This is a genomic window from Actinomycetota bacterium (genome assembly GCA_018334075.1).
Taxonomy (GTDB): Bacteria; Actinomycetota; Coriobacteriia; order Anaerosomatales; family UBA912; genus JAGXSC01.
The window spans coordinates 1-25,990 of record JAGXSC010000024.1; the positions used below are offsets into that span (position 1 = coordinate 1).

Below are 25,990 nucleotides of genomic sequence, written 5' to 3' on the forward strand. Positions count from 1 at the left end.
CTCAATGTCTGCCAGCGTAAGTGTTGAGTTAGTCAGCTGCCCATCTGCAACCTTATTCTCGATCACCCTTCTCACGGCGTTCTCAACCCTGATCGCCGTAGGCTTCCTGAGCGCCCTGACCGAAGCTTCAGCGCAATCCGCAAGCATCACCAGTGCGGCCTCCCTGGAGTGAGGCGCATCTCCGTCGTAGCGGAAATCAGCTTCATACACCGGAGTATTCCCCTCGGCGGCCTTCGAGTAGAAGTAGCTTACGAGTGAAGTCCCGTGATGCTGGCGAATGATGTCGATGACCTCTTGGGGTAAAGAATGCTCCCTGGCCAGCTCAACCCCCTCACGAACATGAGCGGTGATGATAAGGGCGGAAAGTGACGGCAGCCTCGAATCGTGTGGGTTGCCTTCTCCCCCTTGGTTCTCGGCGAAAAAACCAGGCCGCCTCAACTTCCCGACATCATGGTAGTAAGCTCCCGCGCGGGCGAGCAAAGCCCTGGCGCCGGTGGCTTCCGCGCCTGCCTCGGCAAGGTTACCTGTGATGATGGAGTGGCTGTACGTACCCGGCGCCTCCTGCATCAATCTTCGCAGCAATGGATGGGAGGAGCTTGTCAGCTCAAGTAAGCGAACATCCGTTGTCACACGAAAAACGTTCTCGAAAAATGGTAACAGTCCATAACCGAGAATTGCCGAAAGAAAACCGCCTACAGCGCCCCATCGAGCACTATCGAGAGCTGCCGAGAGTGGCTGTTGCAAGCCCAATGTTGCCGCAAACGCAACTATCGCTCCGGATAAAACGAGAAGCGCACCAACGCTGAGAGTCGCTCGGCGCTCAGAAATCATCGATGCCGCAACAGCGCCAGTGATCGCCCAGATCAACACCCCGACGGCGCCTACGTCGGTAGATACACCCATAAGCGTCGCATTGAGTGAAGTCACAACGGCTACAAGAAGTCCTAAATTGGATGAGAGCAACCACGTTGCAAGTAGCGCGCCCAGTGGAATCGGCAAAAGGTAAAGTGGCGTGTCGGGATGCAGCCACATTACGGCCCTGGTTGTCCAAAGCATCCCGATGATCAGAGTAGACACGATGAGCAGGTCGCGGATCGAGCCCCATGTCTTGCGCTCGTAGCGCCAGATAAAGGCGGCTCCCGCCAACACCGACAAACAAAAGAGGACGGCCAGCGGCAGATACCGAAGCGCCATCTCAAGTGAAAATTCCTGCATGAACTGGACGGGATGCACGCGTACAATCAGCGGCGGAAGTGACATCGCTATCAAAAGCGCTCCCACCCCAAGGCGTTTTAGCCCGAGACGCGCCACAACACCGCGAATTGATACCTGATCTAAAAATCTGTCCATCAGGCTAGCCATTTTGGCGGTTGGCCTGAGCCTCCTCGTATACATGATAAGCACTGACGATTCGCTGCACCAGGCGATGCCTGATCACATCGCGAGCATCCAGCGTAACAAATTTAACATCATCCACACTGCCGAGAATCTCTACAACACGCTTTAGTCCCGAGGCGCCTTTCGGCAGATCAACCTGTGTCACGTCGCCGGTAACAACCATCTTGGAGCCAAAGCCCAACCTAGTGAGAACCATCTTCATCTGCTCGGGGGTAGTGTTCTGCGCCTCATCCAGGATTATGAAACTGTCGTTCAATGTTCGGCCGCGCATAAATGCCAGCGGAGCGACCTCGATAATTCCTTTATCCATGAGTTGCTGGGATTTGTCCGAGTCCATCATGTCAAAAAGGGCATCATAAAGCGGCCTGAGGTAAGGATCGACCTTCTCGAAAAGCGTCCCGGGCAGATACCCTAAAGATTCGCCCGCTTCGACCGCCGGCCGGGTCAGGATGATCCTTCCAACCTCACGTCTTCTCAGCGAGTCGACAGCCATTGCCATCGCCAGATATGTCTTGCCGGTTCCGGCCGGACCAATTCCGAAAGTAATAGTGTTGGATCGGATAGCGTCCACATAGAGCTTCTGGCCGATCGTCTTGGGCCGAATCGACTTGCCCTTGTGAGTCAGCACAACATCGGAGAGCACAGTCGAAGGGTGGCATTTACCCTCGCGTACCATATTGATTACCCGCTCGACCGTATCCCTGGTCAAGCGCTCGCCACCTTCAATAAGGCCGATCAGCTCGGTTAGCAATATCGAGATCGCTTGGGTCTCCACGGCGCTGCCCGACACGTTGATCTGATTGCCTCTGACACTGACATCCGACTCGAAACTGTCCTCTATCAGCCGAAGCAAATCATCTCCTTCGCCGAGAAGATCGAGCATATGCAGCTCCGGAGGAACAACTATCGATATCTGCGTAGGCTCAACCAAAGATTCACCTTCCGTGATTTCGATGGGTCTGCTTGCAATCTTTTGTGTTTGCACATCGATCATCTACTAATCTTAGCAACATCGGCTCCCTTTAGCACGCCAGAGACAAGCGCTTCAATCTTTACTGACACAAGATCCCCCGAGCCGACATCCACGCCATCATCAAAGCGAACTTTGGCGTAATCGGAAGTCGTCCCCTCGTAAGCCGAGTCGTTCACAGCGCTCTCCACAAGCACTTCCTCAACCGATCCAATCTTGGCGGCAAGAAAGTGTGAGTGCAACTCCTCTGCCAATCGGCGAACCCTGCCCGCTCGTTCACTTATGACTCTCGGATCAACTCGGCCAGCCATCTTCGCGGCGGTCGTTTCGTGCCGAGGAGAGAACCTGAAAACATGCATCCCTGAAAACCCGATCTCCATGCAATACTCGATCGTCTCCCTGGCCTCGCCCTCTGTCTCGGTTGGAAACCCGCAAATCAAGTCGGTTGTCACCGCCAATCCCGAAATCGCTCCTCGCGCAAGATCGACAAGACGGCGGTACTCGGCGGTCGTATAGCTTCTACCCATCGCGGCGAGTACGCGATCCGAGCCCGACTGCAACGGCACGTGCAGTTGGCGGCAGACCGATGGCGTGGATGCCATCACCTCTAATAGTCGTTCGGTAATGTCGACCGGCTCGATGCTCGAAAGACGCACTCGCGCTACGCCGGTGCGCGATACCTCGCGAACCAGAGTCGCGATATCAGCGCCAGAGTCGCTGTACCTTCCGAGGTTGATCCCGGTAAGCACGATCTCTGGTGCTCCGAGGGCCACGAGTTTCTCGGCGGAGGCTATAATTTCTGCAAGCGGCGACGAGCGAGGCGCTCCCCTCGCGAAAGGCACAATGCAGTAAGCGCAGCCCGCATCACAGCCATCCTGAACCTTCAGCATTGCGCGAGTCCGCGGGAGTGCAAGGTTGCCAACGGGCTCGCCGAGGTCGTGCCCTCGCTCAGCGAGAATCTCGATGACTCTTTCGGCGACCTTTGTCTTGTCGGCGAGCACTTCGACCCTGTCGCCAAGATTAGATAGCCGGCCGTCGTCGAGCACAGCCATGCAGCCGGTAACCACAACAGCAGGAGATGCGCTCATGCCGTGTGCGCGCCGCAGATACTTGCGCGCCTTACGGTCGGCCTCGGCGGTCACGGTGCATGTATCGAGGATAATCACCCCCGCTTCCGACTCATCGGTCAGCTTGACGCCAAGACCGGCCAGCTGCGAGCGAATCGCCGTAGACTCGGTCTGATTGACCTTGCAACCGAGCGTCTTTATGTATACACCGCCTGAATCAGGCGCGCGGCTGCTCATTTGGAGCGCCCGCCCAAGGCGCCGAGAGAGTACAAAACCAGCGATACAGAAACGATACCTGCCGTCTCGGTCCTGAGCACCATATCCCCGAGGGTGAACTCTACAGCCCCAATGCCGGCTAGCGCCTCCACTTCCTCGCGGGCAAATCCGCCCTCCGGGCCGACGACCACGGCGACATTTGAAGGCGACTGCGGGCCAGTCGAAGCCAGAGCGTCCCCCGCTCCAGGAAGCGCGTCGACCCCTTCGCGGGCAAGCAGCACCGCGTTATATTCGGCGAGCAGCGCAAGGGCTGAAGTGAAATCCACCGGATCGTGCACCTGCGGAACGAAGTTGCGTTTTGATTGCTTGGCGGCAGCGAGCGCGACACGCCGAAGTCTCTCCCCACGCGCAAAACGCCGCTGCGAGTCCAGCGTCACCACCGATCTGCTAAATAGCACCGGGACCAAAACACTCACCCCGATCTCGACGGCTTTTTCCACCACAAGGTCGGTTTTGTCCCCCTTAGCCATACCTTGAAACAGAGCGACTCTCGGCCACAACCTGGGTTCTGCTATCTGGACAGCAAAACCGCAAAGCGAGTTTACGGGAGCTGCGCTGAGCCGAATAAGCAGGACTTTCCCGTCTGGATCCACCGCTTCGGCCATATCATCCGCCGACAAGCGCAACACGCGTGCAGCGTGATGTGCGTCTGTCTCGGCAAGCTGGACCTCGACGGAATCTCCGATGCAAAGCTGCCCGAAATAATCACGGGTAAAGAAACGCGGTACGCTCATTTCAGCCGGTAATCCACTTGTGCAACTTCTGCAGCGTCGATTGCCGCTCCGGATCACCAAACGACACGCCCAGCTCGGTCATGAGTTCACGCTGTTTTTTGGTGAGCTTGCGGGGAACCTCAACAGCCACGTGCACAATCAGGTCACCGCGGCCACCGCCGCGCAGGCGGGGCATTCCTCGGCCACGCAACCTGACGGTATCGCCATGCTGGGAACCGGGCGGCACGCTAACGGTGTTCTCCTCAGGGATTCCGCATACTGTTATATCGGCGCCCAAGGCGGCCTGTGCAATCGAGATCACCGCACTGCAGTGAAGATCGTCTCCCTGCCGATGAATGAACTCGTGTGGGGTCACCTGGACGTTTACCAACAGGTCTCCGGCGGCCGCGCCGCGAATTCCCGCCTCACCTCGGCCGCGCATTCTGATCTGCATTCCGTCATCGATTCCTGCCGGAATCTCGATATCGACATGCTCCCTGTCTGGAACACGCCCCTGACCCGAACACTCCGAGCACGGATCCTCGACGAACACGCCAGTTGCCGAGCAAGTCGCGCACGCAGTCGCGGTAGTGAGAGTCCCAAGGAAGGTCTGGCGGTAGCTTTGTGTTTGGCCTGAGCCATTGCACTGGGCGCACCTTTTCACTCCGCCGCCGCTGGAGCTTCCCGTCGCCGAGCACTCCTCACAGGGAACGAGCCTGCTGAGAACTACCTGCTTCGTGACTCCGGAGGCGGCCTCTTCCAGCGTCAAGCTCAAGGATACCGCGATATCGCGCCCCTCAAATCGCACACGCGTGCCTCCGGAAAACCCTCCAAAAAATGCGCTGAAAAGGTCTTCCATCCCAAATCCCGCAAAAATATCTCCGAAGTCAGCGCTTCCCCCGACTCCGCGGGGGTCGACCGTTCCGTACTGGTCATAGAGCGCACGCTTCTGCGCATCAGAGAGAACATCGTACGCCTCATTGATCGCCTTGAAGCGCTCCTCGGCGTCCGGATCAACGCATACGTCCGGATGTGTCTCGCGAGCTTTTCTCCTGAAAGCCTTCTTGATCTCCGCATCTGTAGCGTCACGCGCAACGCCGAGCAGCTCGTAATAGTCTTTGGTTCCAGTCGTCACTGACTCGTACTTCCTTTCACGTCATCTCCGAAAGCCCTTGTGCCGCGAGTCTTACAGCTGCTATCGAGCGCTGATAGTCCATTCTCGTCGGCCCAATGACACCAACAACACCATCTGAACAAGAAGACGCATAGTTCATCATGACCAGGCTCATTCCGCCAAGCTCCTGGCGCGTGTTTTCGCTTCCGATGCGAACAACCATGCGCCTGGCTTCAGCCACCTCGGAAAGCGTATCGAGCATGGCTAACCCGTCTTCAAGCAAGTTCAGCAGCGGACGCAGCTGGGCAGTCTCGGCAAAATCCGGGAGCGCCGCGAGCTCTCCAACGCCCATGTGATGTACCCGGTCGCGATCCGCCTCGTCCAGGCAAGCCACCAGCTCATCGAGAACCTGAACCGCGAGTGAGAAGGGCGGCAATCCGAGTTTCAGCTCCCCGCAAAGCGCTCGCACCTCATAGGCGCGCTTGTTGACAAGCGCCTCGTTCAAAAACCGTTTCACCTCGCCGATATGATCGGCTGAGACATCTTCGCGCACATCCAGATGACAACTGACCACCTGTCCCGAGTTCGTAATCAGGACCACCAACGCGCGGCGCGGGCCCATCTGCAGCAGATCGATCTTGCATACCTGGGCAAAGTTGATCATCGGGGCAAGCACAATGGCCACATAGTGAGTAAGGTTGGAGAGCAAGGCCGAGGTGCGCATAACGAGGTTATCGACCTCCGTCATGTGCGGTAGATAGCGATCGCAAAGCTCGTTATAGGGGGTGTAGTGCGATATCGGAAAGTCTTCCTCGAGAATACAGTCGACGAACTCCCTGTACCCGAAGTCAGTAGGAATCCTCCCGCTGCTCACATGTGGCTGGTATACATGCCCACTTTCCTCCAGCGCCGCGAGCTCGTTTCTTACCGTTGCGGAGCTGCAGGTCAGACCGTAGCGATCCACTAGATGCTTAGATCCCACAGGTTGACCGGTGGCTATGTACTCCTGCACCAAGGCTTTTAGTATTTGATATCTTCGAACCGGTAACATATCCACTCCACCAAAGAGCTATCGTTTAGCACTTGATTATAGCGAGTGCCAGCCTAAAGTCGCCAGCAATCTTCAAGCCAACCCCTGACCAACTCCAACATCGACTCGGCAATGAATTTTAATCCACCCATATCCTCGAATAAATCTCATTACCGAGCAACCACCCGGTACGGGTAGCGCGAACCTGCTGGCTCACGCACTCGACAAGGCCGTCCCTTAGCAGGCCGTCGAGCACCAGCCGTAGCTCCTTCTCATCGAAGAACGCCACAGGTACCCCCCGGGTCAACCTCATCCCTAACATGATATCTTCGCGATGGGCCTCTTTAGCATTGAGCAACTCGATCGTTGCCGGCGTACCGATAAGCCACTGGTTGACATTACTTGGCTGCCCGAAACGAACTCTCGCCGCATCTGCGTCAGCACCGTCTACCAGCCCGACTGAGGCTGCGGTCGGCGCATCGAGCATGCTATGAGCCGCCGGGCCGATGCCCAGGTACGACCTGGCGCTCCAATACGCCATATTGTGCCTGGACTCCTTTCCGGGGATTGAGTAGTTTGCGACCTCATAGCGATAAAGCCCATGCTTCGAAAGCTCCTCTTCGGCAAGTATCATGTGTTCGGCGGCGATATCCTGATTGGGCGGCTCGACGAGTCCCACAGAACACGCCACCTCAAGCGGCGTTCCCGGCTCGATCGACAACGGATAGACCGAGATATGGCCAGCTCGAGTGCTGGCAGCCCTATTCAATGTGGATAGCCAACTCTCCTTCGACTGCCCAGGAATCGCGCAGATCAGATCGAGCGAAAGATCCAGGCCAAGCTCGCATATCACCTTCGCCAACTCCACCACGCACTCCGGCGAATGACTTCTTCCGAGCAAACCCAACTCGGTAGCGTCGAATGATTGCACACCGAGACTGATTCGCGTGACACCGGCCTGGGCGAGCTCTTCTAGCAATGGGCGGCTCAGCGAATCGGGATTGGCCTCTATGGTGACTTCCACATCGGGTGTGTGGGGAAACATCTCAAGGATGTGCCGGGCGAGCTCGACCAGACGCTGGGAGAGGATGGTAGGAGTGCCACCGCCGATATACACGGTCTCGACGACCCCCGGCAGTGCCGCTGAAGCCCACCGGGTGACCTCGCTTTCGATCCCCTTGCGAACGGAATCGATCGTGAGCGCATCTGCATCTGCGATCGACGCGAAGTCGCAGTAAGAACATTTCGCGCGGCAAAACGGAACGTGCACGTAGATGTGCGCGGGCATAACAGGACCGGTCACCATTGCGACAGGGTCGAACAAACTCACTCCTCGACCTTCAAGATAGCCATAAAGGCCTCCTGTGGCACCTCGACATTCCCAACGTTTTTCATACGCTTCTTGCCTTTTTTCTGCTTCTCCAGCAGCTTACGCTTGCGGGTGATGTCACCGCCATAACATTTGGCAAGCACATCCTTGCGTTTCGCGCGGACTGTCTCCCTGGCCAGTATGCGACCGCCGATCGCCGCCTGGATCGGCACCTCAAACATCTGGCGAGGAATGATCTCTAGCAATTTTTCGGTAAGTATCTTTCCGCGCGCATAGGCTTTGTCTTTGTGAATGATAAAAGAAAGCGCATCCACGGGCTTGCCGGCAAGCAGGATATCGAGCTTGACCAGATTGCTGGCCTGGTACCCAAAAACCTCGTAATCCAGGGACGCGTACCCTTTGGTGCGGCTTTTCAGTTGGTCGAAAAAGTCCATTATGAGTTCGGCCAACGGCATCTCGTAGTGCATGTCGACGGTCGTTTTAGAGAGGTACTGCATATCTTTGAAGACCGCCCTGCGGCTCTCGGCAAGCTCCATGACCGCGCCCACGAAATCCGGGGGAACGATGACCTGCACTTTCAGATACGGCTCCTCGACTCGCTCGATCCGGCCCGGGTCGGGCATCTCCTGCGGAGAGTGTATCTCGCGGGTTTCTCCATCGGTCGTGGTGACCCGATAAGCAACGCTAGGCGCGGTTGCGAGCAGATCGAGATCGAACTCCCTTTCGAGACGCTCCTTGATGACCTCCATATGAAGCAAGCCGAGAAAACCAACGCGAAACCCGAATCCCAAGGCATGACTGTTCTCCGGCTCAAACACCAGGGCTGGATCGTTGAGCTTGAGCCTGTCGAGAGCGTCCCTCAAGGCTGGGTATTGATCTCCGTCCATCGGGAAGAGCCCGGTATAGACCATGGGCTTGACCTCCCGATAGCCAGGCAGTGGGGTCTCGACTCCATTCTTGGCAAGGGTGACGGTATCTCCTACCTTGACTTGAGCGGGAGACTTCAGCCCGAGGACCAGATAGCCCACCTCTCCTACCGTAAGGGAGTCGACAGGCTGATTGGCAGGTCTTCTAACGCCGACCTCCTCGATTTCGGTGACCGCCCCTGTCGCCATCAAGCGAACCTTCATGCCCTTTCGAATCGAGCCATCAAATATCCTGACCAGCGCCACGACACCTCGATAGGTATCGAAGTAGGAGTCGAATATCAAGGCCGAGAGTGGCGCTTGCTTATCACCTTTAGGGTGAGGGATCCTCTCAATCACAGCCTCGAGTGCATCCTGGACTCCATCACCGGTCTTGCCGCTGGTCAACACCGCCTCATCGGCAGGAATAGCGAGTCCCTCCTCGATCTCATGGCGAACCCTCTCGGGATCCGCCGCCGGTAGATCGATCTTGTTGATCACCGGGATGATTTCGAGATTTGCGTTCATCGCCATCATCGCGTTGGCGACGGTTTGGGCTTCGACTCCTTGCGCCGCATCGACAACTAACAATACGCCCTCGCATGCCTGCAATGACCGGGACACCTCGTAGGTAAAATCAACGTGCCCGGGGGTGTCGATGAGATTCAGCTGGTACTCCTGGCCGTCGAGTGCTTGATAGAGAACACGAACCGCTTGGGCCTTGATCGTGATTCCACGCTCACGCTCGATATCCATCGAGTCTAGAACCTGCTCCATCATTTCACGGTCCGAAACGGTATGCGTAAGCTCGAGGATCCGATCCGCAAGTGTGGATTTCCCATGATCGATATGGGCGATGATGGAGAAGTTCCTGATATGCTTGTGTTCGCTCATAACGCACGATTGTAGCAGGGTCCTGCCGATAAGTGACATTATCTTCATCGAAGCCAGCAATATCGAGCTGGCGAACAGAGTGAACCTATGATAGTATTTCCGGGTTCGGCTTGGCACTTATAGCCCAGCGAACAACTACGATGACAGAGCACCGGAAGGATTTTATAAGTGGCAAACATCAAGAGTCAGAAGAAGCGGATTCTCACTAACGAGAAAGCCCACCAGCGCAACAAGGCTGTAAAGTCCGAAGTAAAGACCGCTATCAAAAAAGTGGATGCATCGATCGCAGCAGGCGATAACTCAGCCGCCTCATCTGCTGCAAACCATGCTAACCGGCTGCTCGACCGTGCCGTAAGCAAGGGTATAATCCACAAGAACCAGGCAGCGAACAGGAAGTCCGGTCTCGCGAAGCGAGTCCCCAAGGGATAGGACCCTTTTCGCTCTTATCTGCCCGATGACGAATCGGTTGAATCAACGTTTGCGTTGGCAGACCGAGATCAACCAGACTTCAAATGCGAGCCGCGGAGTGCGGCTCGTTTTCATTTCAGCCTCAAGCGAAGCTGCCTGACGCAAACCGTTGACCAATTCCTCCGAGGTGAATCTCTCGGCCTGCTTGATAAGATTGCGAGCCTGCCATGATTGCATGCCCGCGCCTAGCGCCCGTGCGATCGCATCTGCGGTTCGTGGAACGTCGGGTCTTTGCAGCATGGCGCGCACTGCGATCAGGTTTCGCAGATGCCTCATGGTCATAGCATGAATTCCATGGATTGATTCCCCCGCCTGCATTTGCCTGGAGAACAATACAAGTGCCTGATTGATATCCCTGGCTCCAACGGCATCAAGAAAGTCGAACACCGAGACAGGCGCAGTCTCCAGCATGACTTCTTCGATATCCTCCCGCGATAGAGTCTGCTTGTCTCCCAAGAAAGCTACTACCTTGTTGATTTCGGTATCGACATGCCGCAAGTCATATCCCACGGCGCGGACAAAGGACTCAGCGGCATCGATGCCGATCTTCTTGCCGCGCTCGGCAAACAGCTGAACGATCGTGCGCGGAAAGTCCTTCTTCGATGGCGACTTATATTCGGCTATGCCTCCGAGTGCGTCTACCGCCTTGTAGATTCGCAGGTTTTTGGCGATCTTGTTGCAAACGAGGACCACTGTAGCGGCAGGATTTGGGGCGCCGCAGTAATCAGCGAGCAGCCCAAGCTCTGAGGTGGAAAACTTGTCAGCGCGTTTGACGATAACCAGGCGACGCTCGGCCATCAAAGGCAACATGTTCGCCGAGGAAAGCACTGCTTCGATCGAGGCGTTCTCGCCATCAAATACGTCGATATCGAACTCGAAACCACCGGAGTCAATAACGCGTTTCCGGAGTCTATTTACCGCGCTTTGCAGCAAAAACTCCTGGTCTCCGTAGATCAGATAGACTGGTTTTAGATCCGCAAGCCCAGAGGGCATTAGACATCTCTCCTAAACGTGCGCCTTAGTTTCAATCACAATCAGCGAACAGTAAGCGACTGCCATTGTCGCACAAGGTTTGCCACACTCAATGCTCAACCCTGCCACTATCGAGGCAGATGCGAATCTCAGCATCGCGATCGGTACGAAACACTCTCGAACCTGCCTTCTGCAGCAGTCCCAGCGTCGAGTCCGCGGGGTGCCCGTAGTCGTTGTCGTGAGCCACGCTTATCACCGATGCACGTGGGTTGAGGGCGGCGAGAATCTCCTCGCTCAAGCCATCTGCACTGCCGTGATGCGGCACCTTCAACACACATACCGGCTCAAGATAGCCCTCACGAAGCAGTCTGCCGAGAGGCCCTGTCTCTGCATCGCCGGTCAACAGCATTGAGTGCCTGGAGTTGTCGATGCGGACTATCAGACTTGAATCGTTAATGTCATCCCCCCTCCAATCCACAGGCGGCCACAGCACATCCCCTTCAATCTTTCCTGCTCGGAAAGTGTCGCCTTTTGAAACCTCCAGTACACCTATACCCAGCCTTTTTGCGATACCTCTAACCTCTGCGAAGTCATCCTTGTTTGCGGTATCAGGAATCATGAGCGAGTCAATTCTGACAACACCGGCTATCCCTTCGAGTCCACCGGTGTGATCATGGTGATCGTGAGTGATAAGTACGCTATCGAGCCTGCGTACCCCGTGTCGCGCGATCGCTTCTCTAAGCACATGGGGATACGCTCCCGTATCGATCAGAACCTTTGCCTGACCGCTTTTTAGCAATATCGCGTCTCCCTGACCAACATCAAGCGCGATGGCTGTGCAGCGTCCCGGGCTGACAGGTCCAAGAGCGATACTTGTGACCACTACGACTGCAATGACGCCTACAAACACGGCCCGCGATCTTTTGACGGGACGCGGCCATATCACCCAAATAGCAATCCCTGATGCAACCGTGAACCCGGCTAAGGTTATCCCCGACCCCGCCAGAGGAATGGCAGCGTAAGGAAGACGGGACAGCCAGGAGGCAAGTTCTGCCGAAGCAGAGGCGGCGACCGTAGATAGCTCAAGAAGAAATGTTCCCGCCCGCGGCCAGAATAGATACACAAATGCGGCCGGCATCCCCAGAGCAAGACTAACGCTGACTAGCGGAAGAGCAAGAATGTTGGCTATCGGACCGATCACCGAGAGCATGTTGAACACAGAGACACTTATCGGAGAGGTCGCGGCCTGCGCAACTATAGTCGCGGAAAGAACAGGGGCGAGAAATGCGGCCCTCTTTGGCATCGCTTGCTCTACCCACTCGCTAGCCAAGGAGCCAAATATCGCCAGCCCGGCGACAGCGGCCACGGACAAGAGCAAACCTATCGAAAACGCCAACGTTGGCCATATCGTGAGCTGAAGCATTATGGCGACTGCCAGCGCACCAAGGCAATCTTCTCGCCGCTGGGCCAGCGCCGCAAGCGCGGCAATCGCCCCCATGATCAGCGATCGTACCGCCGAGACCTGCGCGCCACTAAGCGCGACATAGCCGCCGCAAGCGATCACCACGATCAAAACCCGTATTTTCCTCGGCACTTTCAGTACAATAAGGGTGGCTCCCAGAAGGTATGCGACTATCACCAGGTGTCCGCCGGATACCGCTATCAGATGCGACAGTCCGCATATCCTGAAATCTTCCTCGACTGCACTGCCCCTTAGGCGGGACATCTCGCCGATAAGCATGCCTTCGAGAAGAATCGAGCCATCTCCCGGGATACTTCGCAACCTTTCAGAGAGACGCTGGCGTGCCGAGGCGGCCATGCCAACTGGTGTTGCCGAGAACGGACCCATCTTTGCGTCGATGACCTTCAGGCTGAATGCCTCCCCTCTCCTGTGCGCGCGCCTAGCGACAAACTCACTGGTAGCTCTCTCGCCCACAGAGCCGCGCACAACAACCAGCTGCCCCGCACGCGGTATGGCGAGATCCTTTGGCCAAAACGCGCCAACGTTCGTGGCCCTTCGGTCAGGACCCGTCAACCGCAACCGCACAAGCGCGCCTCGCTCGGTCAGAACCGGATCCTCTGTTACCAGCCCGGACTCGTGAATGCTTGTACCCGGTTCATGGGCAAGCGTTGTAGCCCTGATGCTGCTCCAATAAAGACAGCCGCAAAGCAATCCGGCCATAAATCCGCAGATAGCAATCGGCCAGAGAGCGTGTGTTGCGCGCCTTCTTGCCACCAGCAACACCATCACTAATATTCCAACTGCCCCAAGCGCGAGCAGATGCGTCTTCTGCAAATCATCGAGCCAGCGTGCCCATGCGAGTGACTCTGCCGCAACTACACCGAGCCACAGTGAAAGTGCCGTCCACATGACCGGTGGTAAAGTTGGCCGCATGGCACCCTTCTCGACCCAAAGATGAGCTATGGATGCCTCGTTGATCAAATCAGTTGACTGTTACCAAGTCGGCCAACGCCTCGAATTTTTTCTCCCCGATGCCAGACACCCGTTTTAAATCCTCTGGCGCAGAAAAGGGTCCGTTTTTCTCCCTGTCGGCGATGATTCGTTGCGCAGTCGCGGGACCAACTCCGGGCAAGGTATCAAGCAGCTCCGCGTCAGCCGAATTCAGGTCAACAAGAGCGTTTGCCGGCTGCTGTGCCTGAGGAACTCCAACTTGCCCTGCCAGGTCTCCGGATTTCACCTCATCGGAGGTGGGGACATATATCTGCTCGCCGTCAGTAATGACTCGCGCAAGATTCAAGGCGTCTTGCGCCGCACTACCGAGAAAACCCCCCGCGGCGTTGATCGCACCCTGAACCCTGCTGCCCGACGGCAGATAAACAACCCCGGGGCGCATAACTGCGCCGGCAACGTGTATAACCAGCGTCTCCTCGGCAGATGGCGTGGAATGCAGTGATGGGCGATCGGAGCCGGCCTCCTTCGAGTCGGATGCCACTTCATGGGTTTGCGATATCGAAAAACCCATTTGATCCTGCCCGGCTGCCTGCGGCCACCATCTGTACAGCGCAAGCGCGGCAATAACCACACAAAGAAGTGCGACTGTGATGACAACGCTTCTTCGAGCGCCTCCCAAACCCGCTCGCACGATCAGCTCATCGAACCTTGATTTGCCGATGGAAGAAGACACTTTTTTCACCTCCGTTGACGTGAACGCATCAGCGGAGGGGACCTGGATGCTTTACTTGGCCAGATACCAGAAAAGCATATCCGTCAAACTAGTCTCTATCCGAGCCTTAAACCAAAGTTATCTTCATGCGGCTCTAGCTTGCGACAACCACACTGACAAGCTTGCTGGGAACAACGACGACCTTGCGAATCTCGGCATCTTTTGTCCACTCCGAGACGGCATCTAGCGCAGCCTCCACAATTGAAGGCTCGGCTGTGTCGATTGCGACCACAATCCTGCCACGGACCTTGCCGTTGACCTGGACTACCATCTCGATCTCATCGGGAATCACCGCAGCGGCATCAAATACAGGCCACTGAGTGAGGTGTACCGAGTCGCTCTCGCCAAGCACCTCTTGCCACAACTCCTCGGCGATGTGCGGGGCAAAGGGTGCCAGAAGCCGAGTCAGATCACAAGCGACCTTGCGCTGAAGACTGACATCACGCTCATGGGGCAAAGTAGCGTTTGTATACTCGTAGGCCGCGTTGGTTAGCTCCATCATTGCGGCTATCGCGGTGTTGAGCTGGAATCGCGCCAGATCGTCGGTCACCTTCTTTATGACCTCGTGGGTTTTTCTGTACAGGGCCTGCCCGGCCACATCCTGAGGGATGCCGTCGAGGCTGGTCGATCCAGAGGTACCCTGAAGCGTGCTAACAAAACGCCAGACCCGGCCGAGCCAACGATAGGTCCCCTCCAGACCCTCGTATGACCACTCAAGATCCTTGTCGGGCGGGGCCATAAAAAGAATGTAGAGACGCAGTGTGTCCGCGCCGTACTTTTCGATTATCTCCTCAGGCGCCACAACGTTGCCTTTGGACTTGGACATCGTCTCGCCGTCCTTCTTGACCATTCCCTGGGTCAAGAGGTTCGTAAAGGGCTCGGAGAATTCGATCAACCCCATATCACGAAAGACTTTCGTGAAAAAGCGTGAATAGAGCAGGTGCAAAATCGCGTGCTCGATACCGCCGATGTATTGGTCGACCGGCATCCAGTGATTCGCCTTGCTCTTTTCCCAAATGGCATCGTCGTTTCGCGGATCGCAATAGCGCAGGTAATACCATGATGAGCAGGTGAACGTATCCATGGTGTCAGTTTCTCTGCGGGCGGAAGCGCCGCACTTCGGGCAGGTGGTCTGATAGAAGCCCGGATGATCAGCGAGTGTCTGGCCACGAGTGATGTCGACATCCCCCGGCAGCCTGACAGGAAGCTCTTCGGCGGGAACCGGAACCAAACCGCACGCATCACAATGTATCGCCGGTATGGGATTGCCCCAATAACGCTGCCGGCTGATGAGCCAATCACGCAAACGGAAGTTCACCGATTTCCTGCCGAGGCCACGAGACTCAAGCCACTCAATGACTCGCATCACGCCTTGGCCGCCCTTGGAGGTCGCAACGCCTGTAAACTCTTTGGACTGAACCATGATCCCGGGTCCGTCGTACGCACACTCCCAGTCGACATCGTCCACTACTCGCTCATAAGCATCGCGAAGCCGTTCGTAGAGCGGATCATCCTCATGGACAACAACGGGCGGGATAGGCAGTCCGTACTTGCGAGCGAACTCAAAATCTCGCTGGTCGCCACAGGGAACAGCCATGACAGCGCCGGTCCCGTACTCGAGCAGCACATAGTCGGCGACCCAGACGGGCACCTTCTCGGCATTGACCGGATTGATGACGTAGCGGCCGGTAAACGCGCCTCTCTTCTCGCGATCGCCGGAGGATCTCTCTACAGCGGTCTGCCGAGACGCCGCCTCAACTACGGCCATAACCTCCTCGGCAGATGGAGTGCCATGGACGAACTCGTGGACGAGCGGGTGCTCGGGAGCGAGCAGGAAGAATGTGCAACCGAACAAAGTGTCGGGCCTGGTGGTAAACACGGTGATCTTTTCTTCGGTAGGCTCGCCGGCCGCGTCACAGATTGTGAAATCCACCTCGGCACCCTCGGAGCGTCCGATCCAGTTGGCTTGCATCGTTTTGACCCGCTCAGGCCAACCGGACAAGCTCTCCAAATCATCGAGCAGCTCTTGAGCATAGTGAGTTATCTTCAGGTACCACTGCTCGAGATCCCGTTTGATGACAATGCTCTTACAGCGCCAGCATTCGCCATCGCCTATTACCTGTTCATTGGCTAAGACGGTTGCGCAACTGGGGCACCAGTTAACTGGCGAGAGCCTTCGCTCGACCAGATCCCGCTCCCACATTTTCAGGAAGATCCATTGCCCCCAGCGATAATAATCTTCGTCGCAAGTAACAACGCTGCGATTCCAGTCATAACTAAAGCCCATTCGCTCAAAGCTGCTTTTTTGCTTTTCGATATTGGTATACGTCCAAGTTGCGGGATGTGTATTCCCTTTGATGGCGGCGTTCTCGGCGGGCAAGCCAAAAGCGTCCCAGCCCATAGGGTGCAAAACGTTGTAGCCCTTCATTTTTAGATAGCGGGCCACCACATCGCCGATAGTGTAATTCCTGACATGCCCCATGTGGATGTCTCCCGAAGGGTATGGAAACATCTCCAGAACGTAATACTTTGGCCTGGAGGCATCTTCACCCACGGCATATAGATTGGAGCTTCTCCATGCATCCTGCCACTTGCCCTCTATTTGCTGCGGCTCAAAATCGCGAATCACATGCGCCTCCAATGCCAGAAAATGTCCTTACGAATTCTAGACGAGGAATGCCGATATCGAAATGCCGAGAGCGAAAGCAAGCTTATTGAGAAGCCAACCACTCGCCCAGGCCGCGATATATTGAACGGGCAACAGCGTCGGACCACCTCGGGTCGGCGAGCAAAGCCGCGTCACTTGTCACCGCTTGCGAACCAAGCGCGATTCGCACCGCAGGAACAGGCAGCGCGGTTGTCACCGCATCCCCCACAGTCTCACTTGATCGGGCGGCCTTCTCATCCTGAGCAAATGAACCGGATAGCGCACGGGTCAAACTGAGCGCCTGATCGTAGGTTTGCGGCGCCGATATCCTGTTCACGGTCCGAATATCGATTCCGGGCCGCTGCGGATCGTTTACTACATCGATTCCCACGACGGCCGACACCGTGCCTGTTACCAGTGCGGAGCGAGCAGCCAGCGATATATCTTCGCTCGTGACCGAACGCGTGATGATGACCCGTGCGCCAGCCGCCTCAAACAGGGAGCGCAGCCTTCTTGCCACTTCAAGCGGCGGGTCGACCGGCGGATCGGCATTCGCCGCATCCTGCTCTCCTTCGGCCACCAAAGCCCGCACAGGCGCAGGATCCAAAACCACGATCTTGCCGGAGAGCTCGAGAGGAACCAACGCAGGAATGTCTTCGGGTGCTGTCGCCACAAACACTCGCACGATATCTCCAGTGCGAACGGTCGCCCCCGGGGAAGGGTTCGTGGATACGACAGTTCCCATCGGCTGATCCGAGACCGCGCTATCCTCGGTAAGCACAAGACCGCGGCCTTCGAGCCTTGATCTAGCCACAAGGATCGAGTACCCCATAACGTCCGGCAAAATGAACTCTTCTATACCCGCCGAGACGCGCAGGGTCACAACTTCACCCTGGCCGAGCGTTGCCCCAGGCGCGGGTTCCTGCTCAAGGACCGTCCCTGCGGGTGATGGATCGAACACCCTGTCCACAACGAGAATCTCTAAGCCGGCTAAGTTGAGCCTGGCCTCGGCCTCGCTCTCCTGAACCCCTACCAGCTCCGGCACCTCGGTAAGAGCCAGTCTGGTATTGAGGAGGAGCGCTGACGCGACAAGTATCGGGAGAAGCACCGCCAGCCCCGCTACAACATATACTACCCTTGGAACGAAGGGTGGTCTTTTGGGTCGATCTCTGTCAATCATGCGTACATTCTCCCGCTATGTTGGCATCGGCCTTGCAGAAAACGTGGCTTGTGTATAACCTTTCACACTACTCAAAATCGTTTACCCGAAACATCGTATAAGGAGCATACCAGATGCCAAAGTATGACTTTCGTTGCACCTCCTGTGGCGAGATAACAGAGGTGACGATGAGCGCCGGTTCCAAAAATTCGGAACCTTGCGGCAGCTGCGGAGGCGCCCTCAAGCGTATATTTACCCCGGTCGGCGTTGTGTTCAAGGGCTCGGGCTTTCACAACACCGACTACAAGCCACGGCAAAGCGAAAAGCCCGAAGGTGGATCGTGTGACAGCGCCGGATCCAAAGACTCCTGCCAGAAGTGTCCTGCCTCGGCGAGCTGACAACCAACCGGTTAGTCCATACGCACCCAGAACCTCTCGGCTCCCGTACGGTAGACGGTCTCGATAAATCTTACCGTCCCGGTCTTGCCGTCCATTGCGATGGAGTGTGTGCGTGATCCGGCTCCGAAGTATTTTACGCCGCGCAGCATCTCTCCGTCCGTCACTCCAGTGGCGATAAACGCTGCCTCGTCGGTTGCTACCAGGCAGTCCATTGTCAGCACACCATCGATGTCGCACTGCGTCATCTTGAGAGCTCGGGCCCTCTCTTCTTCGCTGCGGAAAGCGAAGCGACCCATGAAGCAACCCCCTATGCAGCGCATCGCCGCGCAGGCAAGCACTCCTTCAGGTGCGGCGCCGATTCCCAGATAAAGGTGTATTCCCGTGCCCTCGATCGAGGTTGCCACGGCGCCAAAGACATCACCATCGGAGATCAGACGGATTCTTGCGCCTGTCTGCCTTACCTCGCTGATAAGCGAAGCATGCCGAGGCCTGTCCAAAATACACACAACGATGTCTTCGACAGGGCGACTTAGCGTCTTGGCGACAGCTATTACGTTTTCTGTCGGGGTGGCATCGATGTGAACCGCATCAGCGGCTAGTGGGCCTACCGCGATCTTGTTCATGTACGTATCCGGAGCATGAAGCAGAGTACCTTCCGGCGCAAAGGCGAGTACGGCCAAAGAGTTCGGCTGGCCGTTTGCGGTAAGATTGGTGCCCTCCAAGGGATCCACAGCGATGTCGATACGCTCGCCTCCGGAGCCAACCTCCTCGCCGATAAAAAGCATCGGAGCCTCGTCTCTCTCCCCTTCTCCGATCACAATCCGGCCGGAGATATCGAGGCCGTTAAATGAGGCGCGCATCGCTTCGACCGCAGCTCTGTCGGCAGCGTGCTTGTCACCCTTGCCCATCCATCGACCTGCGGCCAGCGCTGCGGCTTCGGTAACCTCGAGCATCTCAACGATCCTTGTGCTTCGCATAACTCGTCCTCCTTACAATGCCGTCGGCAGCGGCTTTCTCCTGAGCGCCGCCGCAAAATGACCATCGGGACCGTCAGTTGACGGCCACGTCGCAAACACTCCCTCTTGTGCCGCCGAGGAGATCAAACTCCACTCGGCCGGCAGCAGAAGGTCTACCTTCACAAACTCCTCCCCGGTGCTCGTAGAGAGAAAATCATCCACGACCTGGTCGTTCTCCTCGGAAAAGACCGTACACGTCGAGTACACCACGAAACCCCCGGGCCGGACAAGTCTGGCGGCAGAGTCGAGCAGCTTTGCGCCCAGAGCAGCCAACCGCGAGATATCGGCGGTGTTCATCCGCCAACGCTTTTCGGGATTGCGACGCAAGGTGCCTGCCCCACTGCACGGCGCGTCGACGAAGGCGACGTCGACCGGTCCTCCTGTCGCCGAGATCAGCTCATCGAAGTCGGTGGCATCAGCGCGTATCGCCGTTACCTTAGGGACGCCAAGATCACGCATCCGGTTGCGCAGCACCTCAACCTTGAACTCGTGTAGGTCAACCGCGATGATCTCGGCCAGGCCGCCTTTCCGAAGCGCGTTGGCCTGCATCAGCAAGGTCTTGCTCCCTCTACCGGCGCCGATGTCGGCGACTCGCATTCCCGGCTCGATCGGCGCCATCGCCACAATCGCCTGCGCCGCCATATCGACTACCACTCCGCGACCAGCCGCAATCGCAGTCGAGGCAAGCGCAAGCGCTGGCGGATCACAGCGGAAACACCCGGGAGGGCCACACTTGAGCAGATCGGCACCGGATTCGCGCACCATCTCGATAAGCGCATCTTCCTCGCCGAGAAACGGGTTGTGCGAGACGTAAACAGGAGCCGAGGAGGCGTGTGCATCCATGAAATCCATCGCACATTGAACGCCTGACTTTGCAGCCAGACGATCAGCAAGCCACCCGGGAAAGCCCCTTAGGCGAGCGCGGGCTGAAAGCTCCACTTCCGGATCTCCAAAGGGAAAGTCTGGCGCGTCCTTTGCGACCTTGCGAAGAACGGCGTTGGCCAGCGCCTTTGCGCGCGGGTTCACCGCCCCTGCCAGTTCCACAGCCTGATGCACCGCCGCGTGCGCGGGTGTATCGAGGAAGAGCAGCTCATAGGTCGCAATCCGAAGCACATCCATTAATTGCGGCTGGAGTCTGTCGGGGGCGCTAAGGTGACGGGCGAGAATCTCGTCGAGCACGCCTCCCATCTCGAGAGTTCCTAGAGCAAGCCGGGTCGCAAGAGCAATTTCCCGCGTTTCCGCGGTGCTCCCTTTAAGCTCCGAGGCAAGCGCCTCGTGGGCCCATGCGCCGTCGCGCCTAACTCTGCCGACCACTTTCAGTGCTATCTTGCGCGCGTAGGTACCGCTCATGACACCGACGACCATCTTTCCTCGGCCGAGATGCGACGACCGCAAGCGAACGCTCCTCCATCCACCGGCGCCTTTCCTGCCGCCTTCACCCTGTCGAGCCATAGTGCGCCGTCGGTAAAGCCTGCCAACAGGCCGCCGGAGACCGCCTTTAGCTCACCCGCGCCGATCTTCTCCTCGGCGATACGCGCACGAGCGACCTCGACAGGACACTCCCCGATCATCATTTTGGCGCGCGCACTTGCCGAGGAAACCCGTATTCGCCGCAGGGCTTCGGTGGCAAAGAGTCCTGGCTCGAGTCTCACATCATCATCGGTGATCTTTCCGGCGTATGTGGCCTTCGAGTCATCCTGCGGCGACCAGCTTAGCGTTTGCGCTCGAAGCTCAGAGAGCGTCTCGATCAAGGCCTCAGCGCCGAGAAGAGAAAGCTCGCCGGTAAGCTCGTCGAGGTACTTGTCCGCCACACGAGTCGAGCGCACAGCAGCGGTCGGGCCGGTATCAAGACCCTCCTCCATCAGCATGATCGTAACGCCGGTAATCTCGTCACCTTCAAGGATGGCGCGGTGCACCGGAGCCGCTCCGCGGTGCCGGGGCAACAGCGAGGCGTGGACATTTATGCAGCCCAGCGGCGGAATCTCGAGCACCTCGGCAGGAAGAATGAGTCCGTATGCGGCCACACAGATAGCATCCGGCGCGTACTTTCGCAAAGTCGCCGTCGCACTCTCGCTTCGAAGCGTTTGTGGCTGCTCTACCGGAATTCCATGTGCAAGCGCAACGGTTTTGACCGGAGTCGACACCAGGTTCTTGCCGCGGCCACGGACGCAATCCGGCCTAGTGTAAACCGCGACAACCTCGTGATGGTCGCGAAGCGCCTCAAGTGAAGGTACAGCAAACTCAGGTGAGCCCATAAACAAGACGCGCATGTAAGCCCCTCACACTTTCAGCGTCATCGGGATTGTATCAATTCGTTGTACCTTCTGATCGCGGCCTTTCGATCCTCTAGTGTGGCGCGATCCAGGATCAGTACACCATCAAGGTGATCGATCTCGTGCTGCAACACTCTGGCTAGCAGCTCGTCCGCCTCGATTCTTATGGTGTTTCCAGAGATGTCCTCGGCCTCACATGTCACCGAGGCCGGCCTCTCGATAGGCACATCGACTCCGGGAACCGACAGGCAGCCCTCCTCAACCACAACATTTTCCGAGGAGCAGGCCACAATCCTCGGGTTGCACAACGCTACAAGTTCCTCACCAAGATCGTAGACCATGACCCTTTTGAGGACACCGATCTGGGTTGCAGCCAAGCCGATGCCCTGAGCGGCATACATAGCCTTGGCCATGGTGGCGATCAAGCGCTTCAGATCGGGATCGCGCTTCGGATCCACCTCTGTCGCCGCTTCTTTCAGTGCTGGGCTTGGATAACTGACGATGTTCATGCGAAATATTGTACCTTTCCTGCGCTTGCCTGCCGAATACTCACAGAGTGTCTACCGGATCGACATCTATCGCCAGCTTTACGCCCTTGAAGCGAAACGTCCCTAAAGCCTCGCGCAATAGCTCCGGCACTCCTTCCCTTGCCGAGGACTTCAGAAGAATCCGCCAGCGCCAGGCGCTCTTGACCCGCCTGATGGGAGATGGTCCCGGGCCAAGAACCTGCACATCCGCGCCGGCGCGCGCGGTAAGGACGCTTGCCGCCTGAATGGCCGCCTGCTGCACCGATTGCTCATCCGGACCCGAGAAGATGATATGCGCCAGTCGAGCGAAGGGCGGGTAGCCAAGCTCGGCTCTGGCCTGCTTTTCCTCGGAAAGGAAATCTTCCCGCCTCCCGCTAGCGACTGCCCTGATCGCATGATGGCCAGGCCAGTAGCTCTGGATGACTACTCGGCCCGCCTTGTCGCCTCGGCCAGCCCGGCCCGATACCTGCGCGAGCATCTGGTAGGTTCGCTCGGGAGCAAGGAAATCCGGAAAGCGCAGGGTCGTATCGGCGTTTAGCACCCCTACCAACGTGACCTCGGGGTAGTCTAGTCCCTTGGCGACCATCTGCGTCCCCAACAAAATACCGGTCTTTAGCGACTCGAACCTGGCCAGACAGCGCTCGTGACCGCCCTTCCCCCGGGTAGTATCCGCATCCATGCGAACTACCGGTAGCTGCGGAAAGCGCTCGGCAAGCTCCGCTTCCACCCGCTGTGTTCCCGCGCCGAATTTCCGCAGAAACACACTGCCGCACTGCGGGCAAGCTGCGGGAACCGCCCTGTGTGCGCCGCAATAGTGGCAGGCCAGCACAGGATTCTGGTCATGATACGTCATCGATATCGAACACGATCCGCACATCGGCACATGGCCGCAGTTCCGACAGAGTAAGAATGAGGCGAAACCGCGCCGGTTCAGGAGCAGCACCGCCTTGTCCTTCTCCTCGGCGATCTTTTGAAGCGCCGAGATAAGCTCACGGGAGAACATCGAGCGATGCCCCTCTTCGAACTCCCTGGTCATGTCAACGACGCTCACACTCGGCTGAGGTCTGTCCCCAACGCGCCTAGGCAGTGCAACCAGGGTGTAGCGACCGCTATCGACCCTGCTCAGAGTCTCCATTGATGGCGTCGCGCTTCCAAGCACCAACACGGCCCCTCTTGCCAGCGCCATGCGCTCAGCGACTTCGCGAGCGTGATACCGTGGCGAGGAGCCCTGTTTGTAGGAGTTGTCGTGCTCTTCGTCAATAATGATAAGAGCGAGATCACGAACGGGCGCAAACAAGGCTGACCGCGCGCCAACCGCAATTTTCGCTTCGCCAGAGCGAAGTCGATCCCACTCATCGAACCTCTCGCCTGCCGACAGGCGACTGTGCAAGACTGCAACATCATCGCCAAATCGCGAACGAAAACGACCTACGGTCTGCGGGGTGAGCGATATCTCGGGAACCAGCGCTATCGAACCGTGGCCTGCTTGAAGCGCGGCCTCTATCGCTTGCAGGTACACCTCAGTCTTGCCCGATCCAGTCACCCCGTCGAGAACGAGAGTGCCGCGTCGGACGCGATATGCCGCCAAGATTGCGTCGAGCGCTTCTTGTTGCCCTTCTGTAAGCTCCGAGGGCCGATGCGCGGGATAGTCACGCGACTCCGGCCTTCGGTAACTTCGGCGAGTCTCGACAGCGAGAACACCGGCGCGCGTCAGGGTCGCGATCGCCGAAGACGCGCCTGGCCCTATCATCGCCCGCAGCTCGACAGCGGAAAGCGGTCCCGCGCGCAAGGCGTCCAGCAGTGCCCACTGATTTGTGGCAGCCCTGCTCGGCGTATAGGCCGAATCAACGATCGAAACCCAGCGCTCCTCCTTCGCCCGAGTTTGCGTAGCACCACCGAAGCGCGATGGGCCCTGCGCCGAGGCGCTCGTACCGGAAGCCTTAGAGCGACCAGGCGGGAGAAAGAGCTTTACCGCCTCGGAAAGCGAGCAGACGTACTCGTTGGCGATCCACTCGGCCAGATCCGCTGCCGCCTCGTCAAAGAGTGGCTCGCCGAGAACCTCGCGAATCGGACTCGCGTCACAGTGCTGGGTGGAGGCGGAAAGGCCGCAAACCCAACCTGCGAGCTTGCGACCCGAAAATTCGACCAGAACGGGCGATCCAATCTCGATCTTGCCCACCAAAGCCGAAGGTATCCGGTAGTCGAACGCACCAGATACCGCCCGGGCGGGCACATCGACGATCACACGAGCGAAACTCTTCTGAATACAATCATCCATCAAGCCCGGCTGCCTCGGCGAGCGCCTGTGCCTTGTCCGTGCGCTCCCAAGTGAAATCCCTGTCTGCTCTGCCGAAGTGACCATAAGCGGCGGTCTTGCGATAGATTGGACGGCGCAGATCGAGATCGCGAATTATCGCTCCCGGCCGAAGATCGAATACCGAAGCGATCGCTGCCTCTATGTTCTTTTCGGACACCTTGGCTGTGCCGAAGGTCTCCACAAAAACCGAAAGAGGATGCGAAACGCCTATCGCGTAAGCCAGCTGTATCTCACAACGGTCAGCGAGTTCGGCCGCGACCACATTTTTCGCGACCCATCTGGCCGCATAGGCAGCGGAGCGATCGACCTTCGTGCAGTCCTTGCCGGAGAACGCGCCTCCTCCATGCCTTCCCATGCCGCCATAGGTGTCTACGATAATCTTGCGACCCGTAAGGCCGGTATCTCCCATCGGGCCGCCGATAACAAAGCGTCCGGTGGGATTGACGTATATCTCGGAATTTTCATGGCTTATGTTCTCAAGCTCGAAAACGGGCCTGATGACGTGCTCGATCAGATCCGGCCTAAGCAGGTCCTCGATGTCGACTCCATCAGCGTGCTGTGTGGAGATCAGGACCTTGTCGACCGCGACCGGAACATCATCGACGTAGCGGACGGTGACCTGAGTCTTGCCATCAGGGCGCAGGTACGGCAACACTCCGCCCTTACGCACGGCCGTAAGCCTTTCCGCGAGGCGGTGCGCAAGGTAGATCGGCATCGGCATGAACTGCGAGGTCTCGCGGCAGGCGTACCCGAACATCATGCCCTGATCGCCCGCGCCGATGGTGTCGAGCGGATCCGAGTGCATCCCGTGTTGCACCTCGAACGACTCGTCGACTCCCATGGCGATATCCGCACTCTGCTCATGGATCGAGGTCACGACTCCGCATGTCTCGTGGTCGAAGCCGTATTTGGCTCGGGTATATCCAATATCGGCGATGACCTCACGCACGATTGAAGGAACATCCACGTAAGCGTGGGTGCGTATCTCGCCGGACACCACCACAAGTCCGGTGGTGATGAGTGTCTCGCAAGCCACCCTGACATACTCGGGACTTGCAGGCTGACCCGCCGGCGAGACGAAGCCCGCGTCGGCCAGCTCGGTTTCGCGCTGAATGATAGCGTCGAGAATGGCGTCGGACACCTGGTCGCAAATCTTGTCCGGATGCCCTTCGGTGACCGACTCGGAAGTGAACAGGTAATCGCGCTTGGCCATGTGCCCTCCTTGTGTTGACAGCAATTGCTCGAATCCGCTCGAAACGATTTGACGCAAAAAACAAACACCCCTGCCTGGGCTGGACAAGGGTCTCGCTACACCGGTAGGTTCTACCGAA

General features: G+C 57.6%; 21 protein-coding genes. 2 read left to right on the forward strand and 19 right to left on the reverse strand.

Features of this window, described 5'->3' with window-relative positions; all coding sequences use genetic code 11:
* From KGZ89_03655 to lepA, 8 genes are all read right to left on the reverse strand, one after another.
* Positions 1-1,350 (reverse strand): HDIG domain-containing protein (locus KGZ89_03655; GenBank protein MBS3973944.1); only part of this gene is annotated, 1,350 nt, incomplete at its 3' end.
* A gap of 4 nt (positions 1,351-1,354) precedes the next feature.
* Positions 1,355-2,392 carry a PhoH family protein gene (locus KGZ89_03660; protein MBS3973945.1) on the reverse strand — a complete coding sequence of 346 codons (1,038 nt, stop codon included), beginning with the start codon at positions 2,390-2,392 and terminating at the stop codon, positions 1,355-1,357.
* A complete protein-coding gene (gene mtaB / locus KGZ89_03665) occupies positions 2,389-3,672 on the reverse strand; it encodes a tRNA (N(6)-L-threonylcarbamoyladenosine(37)-C(2))-methylthiotransferase MtaB (protein MBS3973946.1) in 1,284 nt (427 codons plus the stop codon). The genes KGZ89_03660 and mtaB overlap by 4 nt, the downstream gene beginning before the upstream one ends.
* Entirely contained in the window at positions 3,669-4,445 is a 777-nt protein-coding gene (locus KGZ89_03670) for a 16S rRNA (uracil(1498)-N(3))-methyltransferase (GenBank protein ID MBS3973947.1), read from the reverse strand. Before KGZ89_03670 ends, mtaB begins: the two co-directional genes overlap by 4 nt.
* A 1-nt stretch (position 4,446) precedes the next feature.
* Entirely contained in the window at positions 4,447-5,559 is a 1,113-nt protein-coding gene (gene dnaJ, locus KGZ89_03675; protein ID MBS3973948.1) for a molecular chaperone DnaJ, read from the reverse strand.
* Between the two features lie 16 nt (positions 5,560-5,575).
* Entirely contained in the window at positions 5,576-6,589 is a 1,014-nt protein-coding gene (gene hrcA, locus KGZ89_03680) for a heat-inducible transcription repressor HrcA (GenBank protein ID MBS3973949.1), read from the reverse strand.
* Positions 6,590-6,707: 118 nt separating this feature from the next.
* Positions 6,708-7,898, reverse strand: a complete 1,191-nt coding sequence (gene hemW, locus KGZ89_03685; protein MBS3973950.1) for a radical SAM family heme chaperone HemW — start codon at positions 7,896-7,898, stop codon at positions 6,708-6,710.
* Positions 7,895-9,697, reverse strand: a complete 1,803-nt coding sequence (gene lepA, locus KGZ89_03690; protein MBS3973951.1) for a translation elongation factor 4 — start codon at positions 9,695-9,697, stop codon at positions 7,895-7,897. Before lepA ends, hemW begins: the two co-directional genes overlap by 4 nt.
* A 168-nt stretch (positions 9,698-9,865) precedes the next feature.
* Here lepA and rpsT point away from each other — a divergent pair, with 168 nt between their 5' ends.
* Positions 9,866-10,126: a 30S ribosomal protein S20 gene (gene rpsT, locus KGZ89_03695; GenBank protein MBS3973952.1), complete on the forward strand. Its 261-nt coding sequence runs from the start codon at positions 9,866-9,868 to the stop codon at positions 10,124-10,126.
* A 42-nt stretch (positions 10,127-10,168) separates the two neighbouring features.
* Here the strand turns inward: rpsT and holA are convergent, their stop codons facing one another.
* The 5 genes from holA to KGZ89_03720 all read right to left on the reverse strand — a co-directional run bounded on the left by holA (position 10,169) and on the right by KGZ89_03720 (position 18,149).
* The gene (holA, locus tag KGZ89_03700; GenBank protein ID MBS3973953.1) at positions 10,169-11,158 is read right to left on the reverse strand and encodes a DNA polymerase III subunit delta; all 990 of its coding nucleotides are present in this window, start codon (positions 11,156-11,158) and stop codon (positions 10,169-10,171) included.
* An 88-nt stretch (positions 11,159-11,246) separates the two neighbouring features.
* Positions 11,247-13,532, reverse strand: coding sequence for a DNA internalization-related competence protein ComEC/Rec2 (locus KGZ89_03705; protein ID MBS3973954.1), 2,286 nt, complete (start codon positions 13,530-13,532; stop codon positions 11,247-11,249).
* 49 nt (positions 13,533-13,581) lie between these two features.
* A complete protein-coding gene (locus KGZ89_03710) occupies positions 13,582-14,271 on the reverse strand; it encodes a ComEA family DNA-binding protein (GenBank protein MBS3973955.1) in 690 nt (229 codons plus the stop codon).
* Between the two features lie 145 nt (positions 14,272-14,416).
* Positions 14,417-16,948 (reverse strand): leucine--tRNA ligase, encoded by a 2,532-nt coding sequence (gene leuS / locus KGZ89_03715; protein ID MBS3973956.1) that lies wholly within the window; start codon positions 16,946-16,948, stop codon positions 14,417-14,419.
* Positions 16,949-17,033: 85 nt separating this feature from the next.
* The gene (locus KGZ89_03720) at positions 17,034-18,149 is read right to left on the reverse strand and encodes a PASTA domain-containing protein (GenBank protein ID MBS3973957.1); all 1,116 of its coding nucleotides are present in this window, start codon (positions 18,147-18,149) and stop codon (positions 17,034-17,036) included.
* A gap of 113 nt (positions 18,150-18,262) precedes the next feature.
* Here KGZ89_03720 and KGZ89_03725 point away from each other — a divergent pair, with 113 nt between their 5' ends.
* Complete coding sequence (locus tag KGZ89_03725; protein MBS3973958.1) at positions 18,263-18,526, forward strand: zinc ribbon domain-containing protein; 264 nt, start codon at positions 18,263-18,265, stop codon at positions 18,524-18,526.
* A gap of 11 nt (positions 18,527-18,537) precedes the next feature.
* Here KGZ89_03725 and glpX read toward each other — a convergent pair whose 3' ends face one another.
* Genes glpX through metK form a run of 6 tightly spaced genes read right to left on the reverse strand, consistent with a single transcriptional unit; the run spans position 18,538 to position 25,872 of the window.
* Positions 18,538-19,503: a class II fructose-bisphosphatase gene (glpX, locus tag KGZ89_03730; GenBank protein MBS3973959.1), complete on the reverse strand. Its 966-nt coding sequence runs from the start codon at positions 19,501-19,503 to the stop codon at positions 18,538-18,540.
* A gap of 12 nt (positions 19,504-19,515) precedes the next feature.
* Positions 19,516-20,937 (reverse strand): methyltransferase domain-containing protein, encoded by a 1,422-nt coding sequence (locus tag KGZ89_03735; protein ID MBS3973960.1) that lies wholly within the window; start codon positions 20,935-20,937, stop codon positions 19,516-19,518.
* Entirely contained in the window at positions 20,889-21,812 is a 924-nt protein-coding gene (gene fmt / locus KGZ89_03740; protein ID MBS3973961.1) for a methionyl-tRNA formyltransferase, read from the reverse strand. Before fmt ends, KGZ89_03735 begins: the two co-directional genes overlap by 49 nt.
* Positions 21,813-21,835: 23 nt before the next feature.
* Positions 21,836-22,324 (reverse strand): peptide deformylase, encoded by a 489-nt coding sequence (gene def / locus KGZ89_03745; protein MBS3973962.1) that lies wholly within the window; start codon positions 22,322-22,324, stop codon positions 21,836-21,838.
* A 40-nt stretch (positions 22,325-22,364) separates the two neighbouring features.
* The gene (priA, locus tag KGZ89_03750) at positions 22,365-24,620 is read right to left on the reverse strand and encodes a primosomal protein N' (GenBank protein MBS3973963.1); all 2,256 of its coding nucleotides are present in this window, start codon (positions 24,618-24,620) and stop codon (positions 22,365-22,367) included.
* Entirely contained in the window at positions 24,613-25,872 is a 1,260-nt protein-coding gene (gene metK, locus KGZ89_03755) for a methionine adenosyltransferase (GenBank protein ID MBS3973964.1), read from the reverse strand. The genes priA and metK overlap by 8 nt, the downstream gene beginning before the upstream one ends.
* Positions 25,873-25,990: the final 118 nt, after the last annotated feature.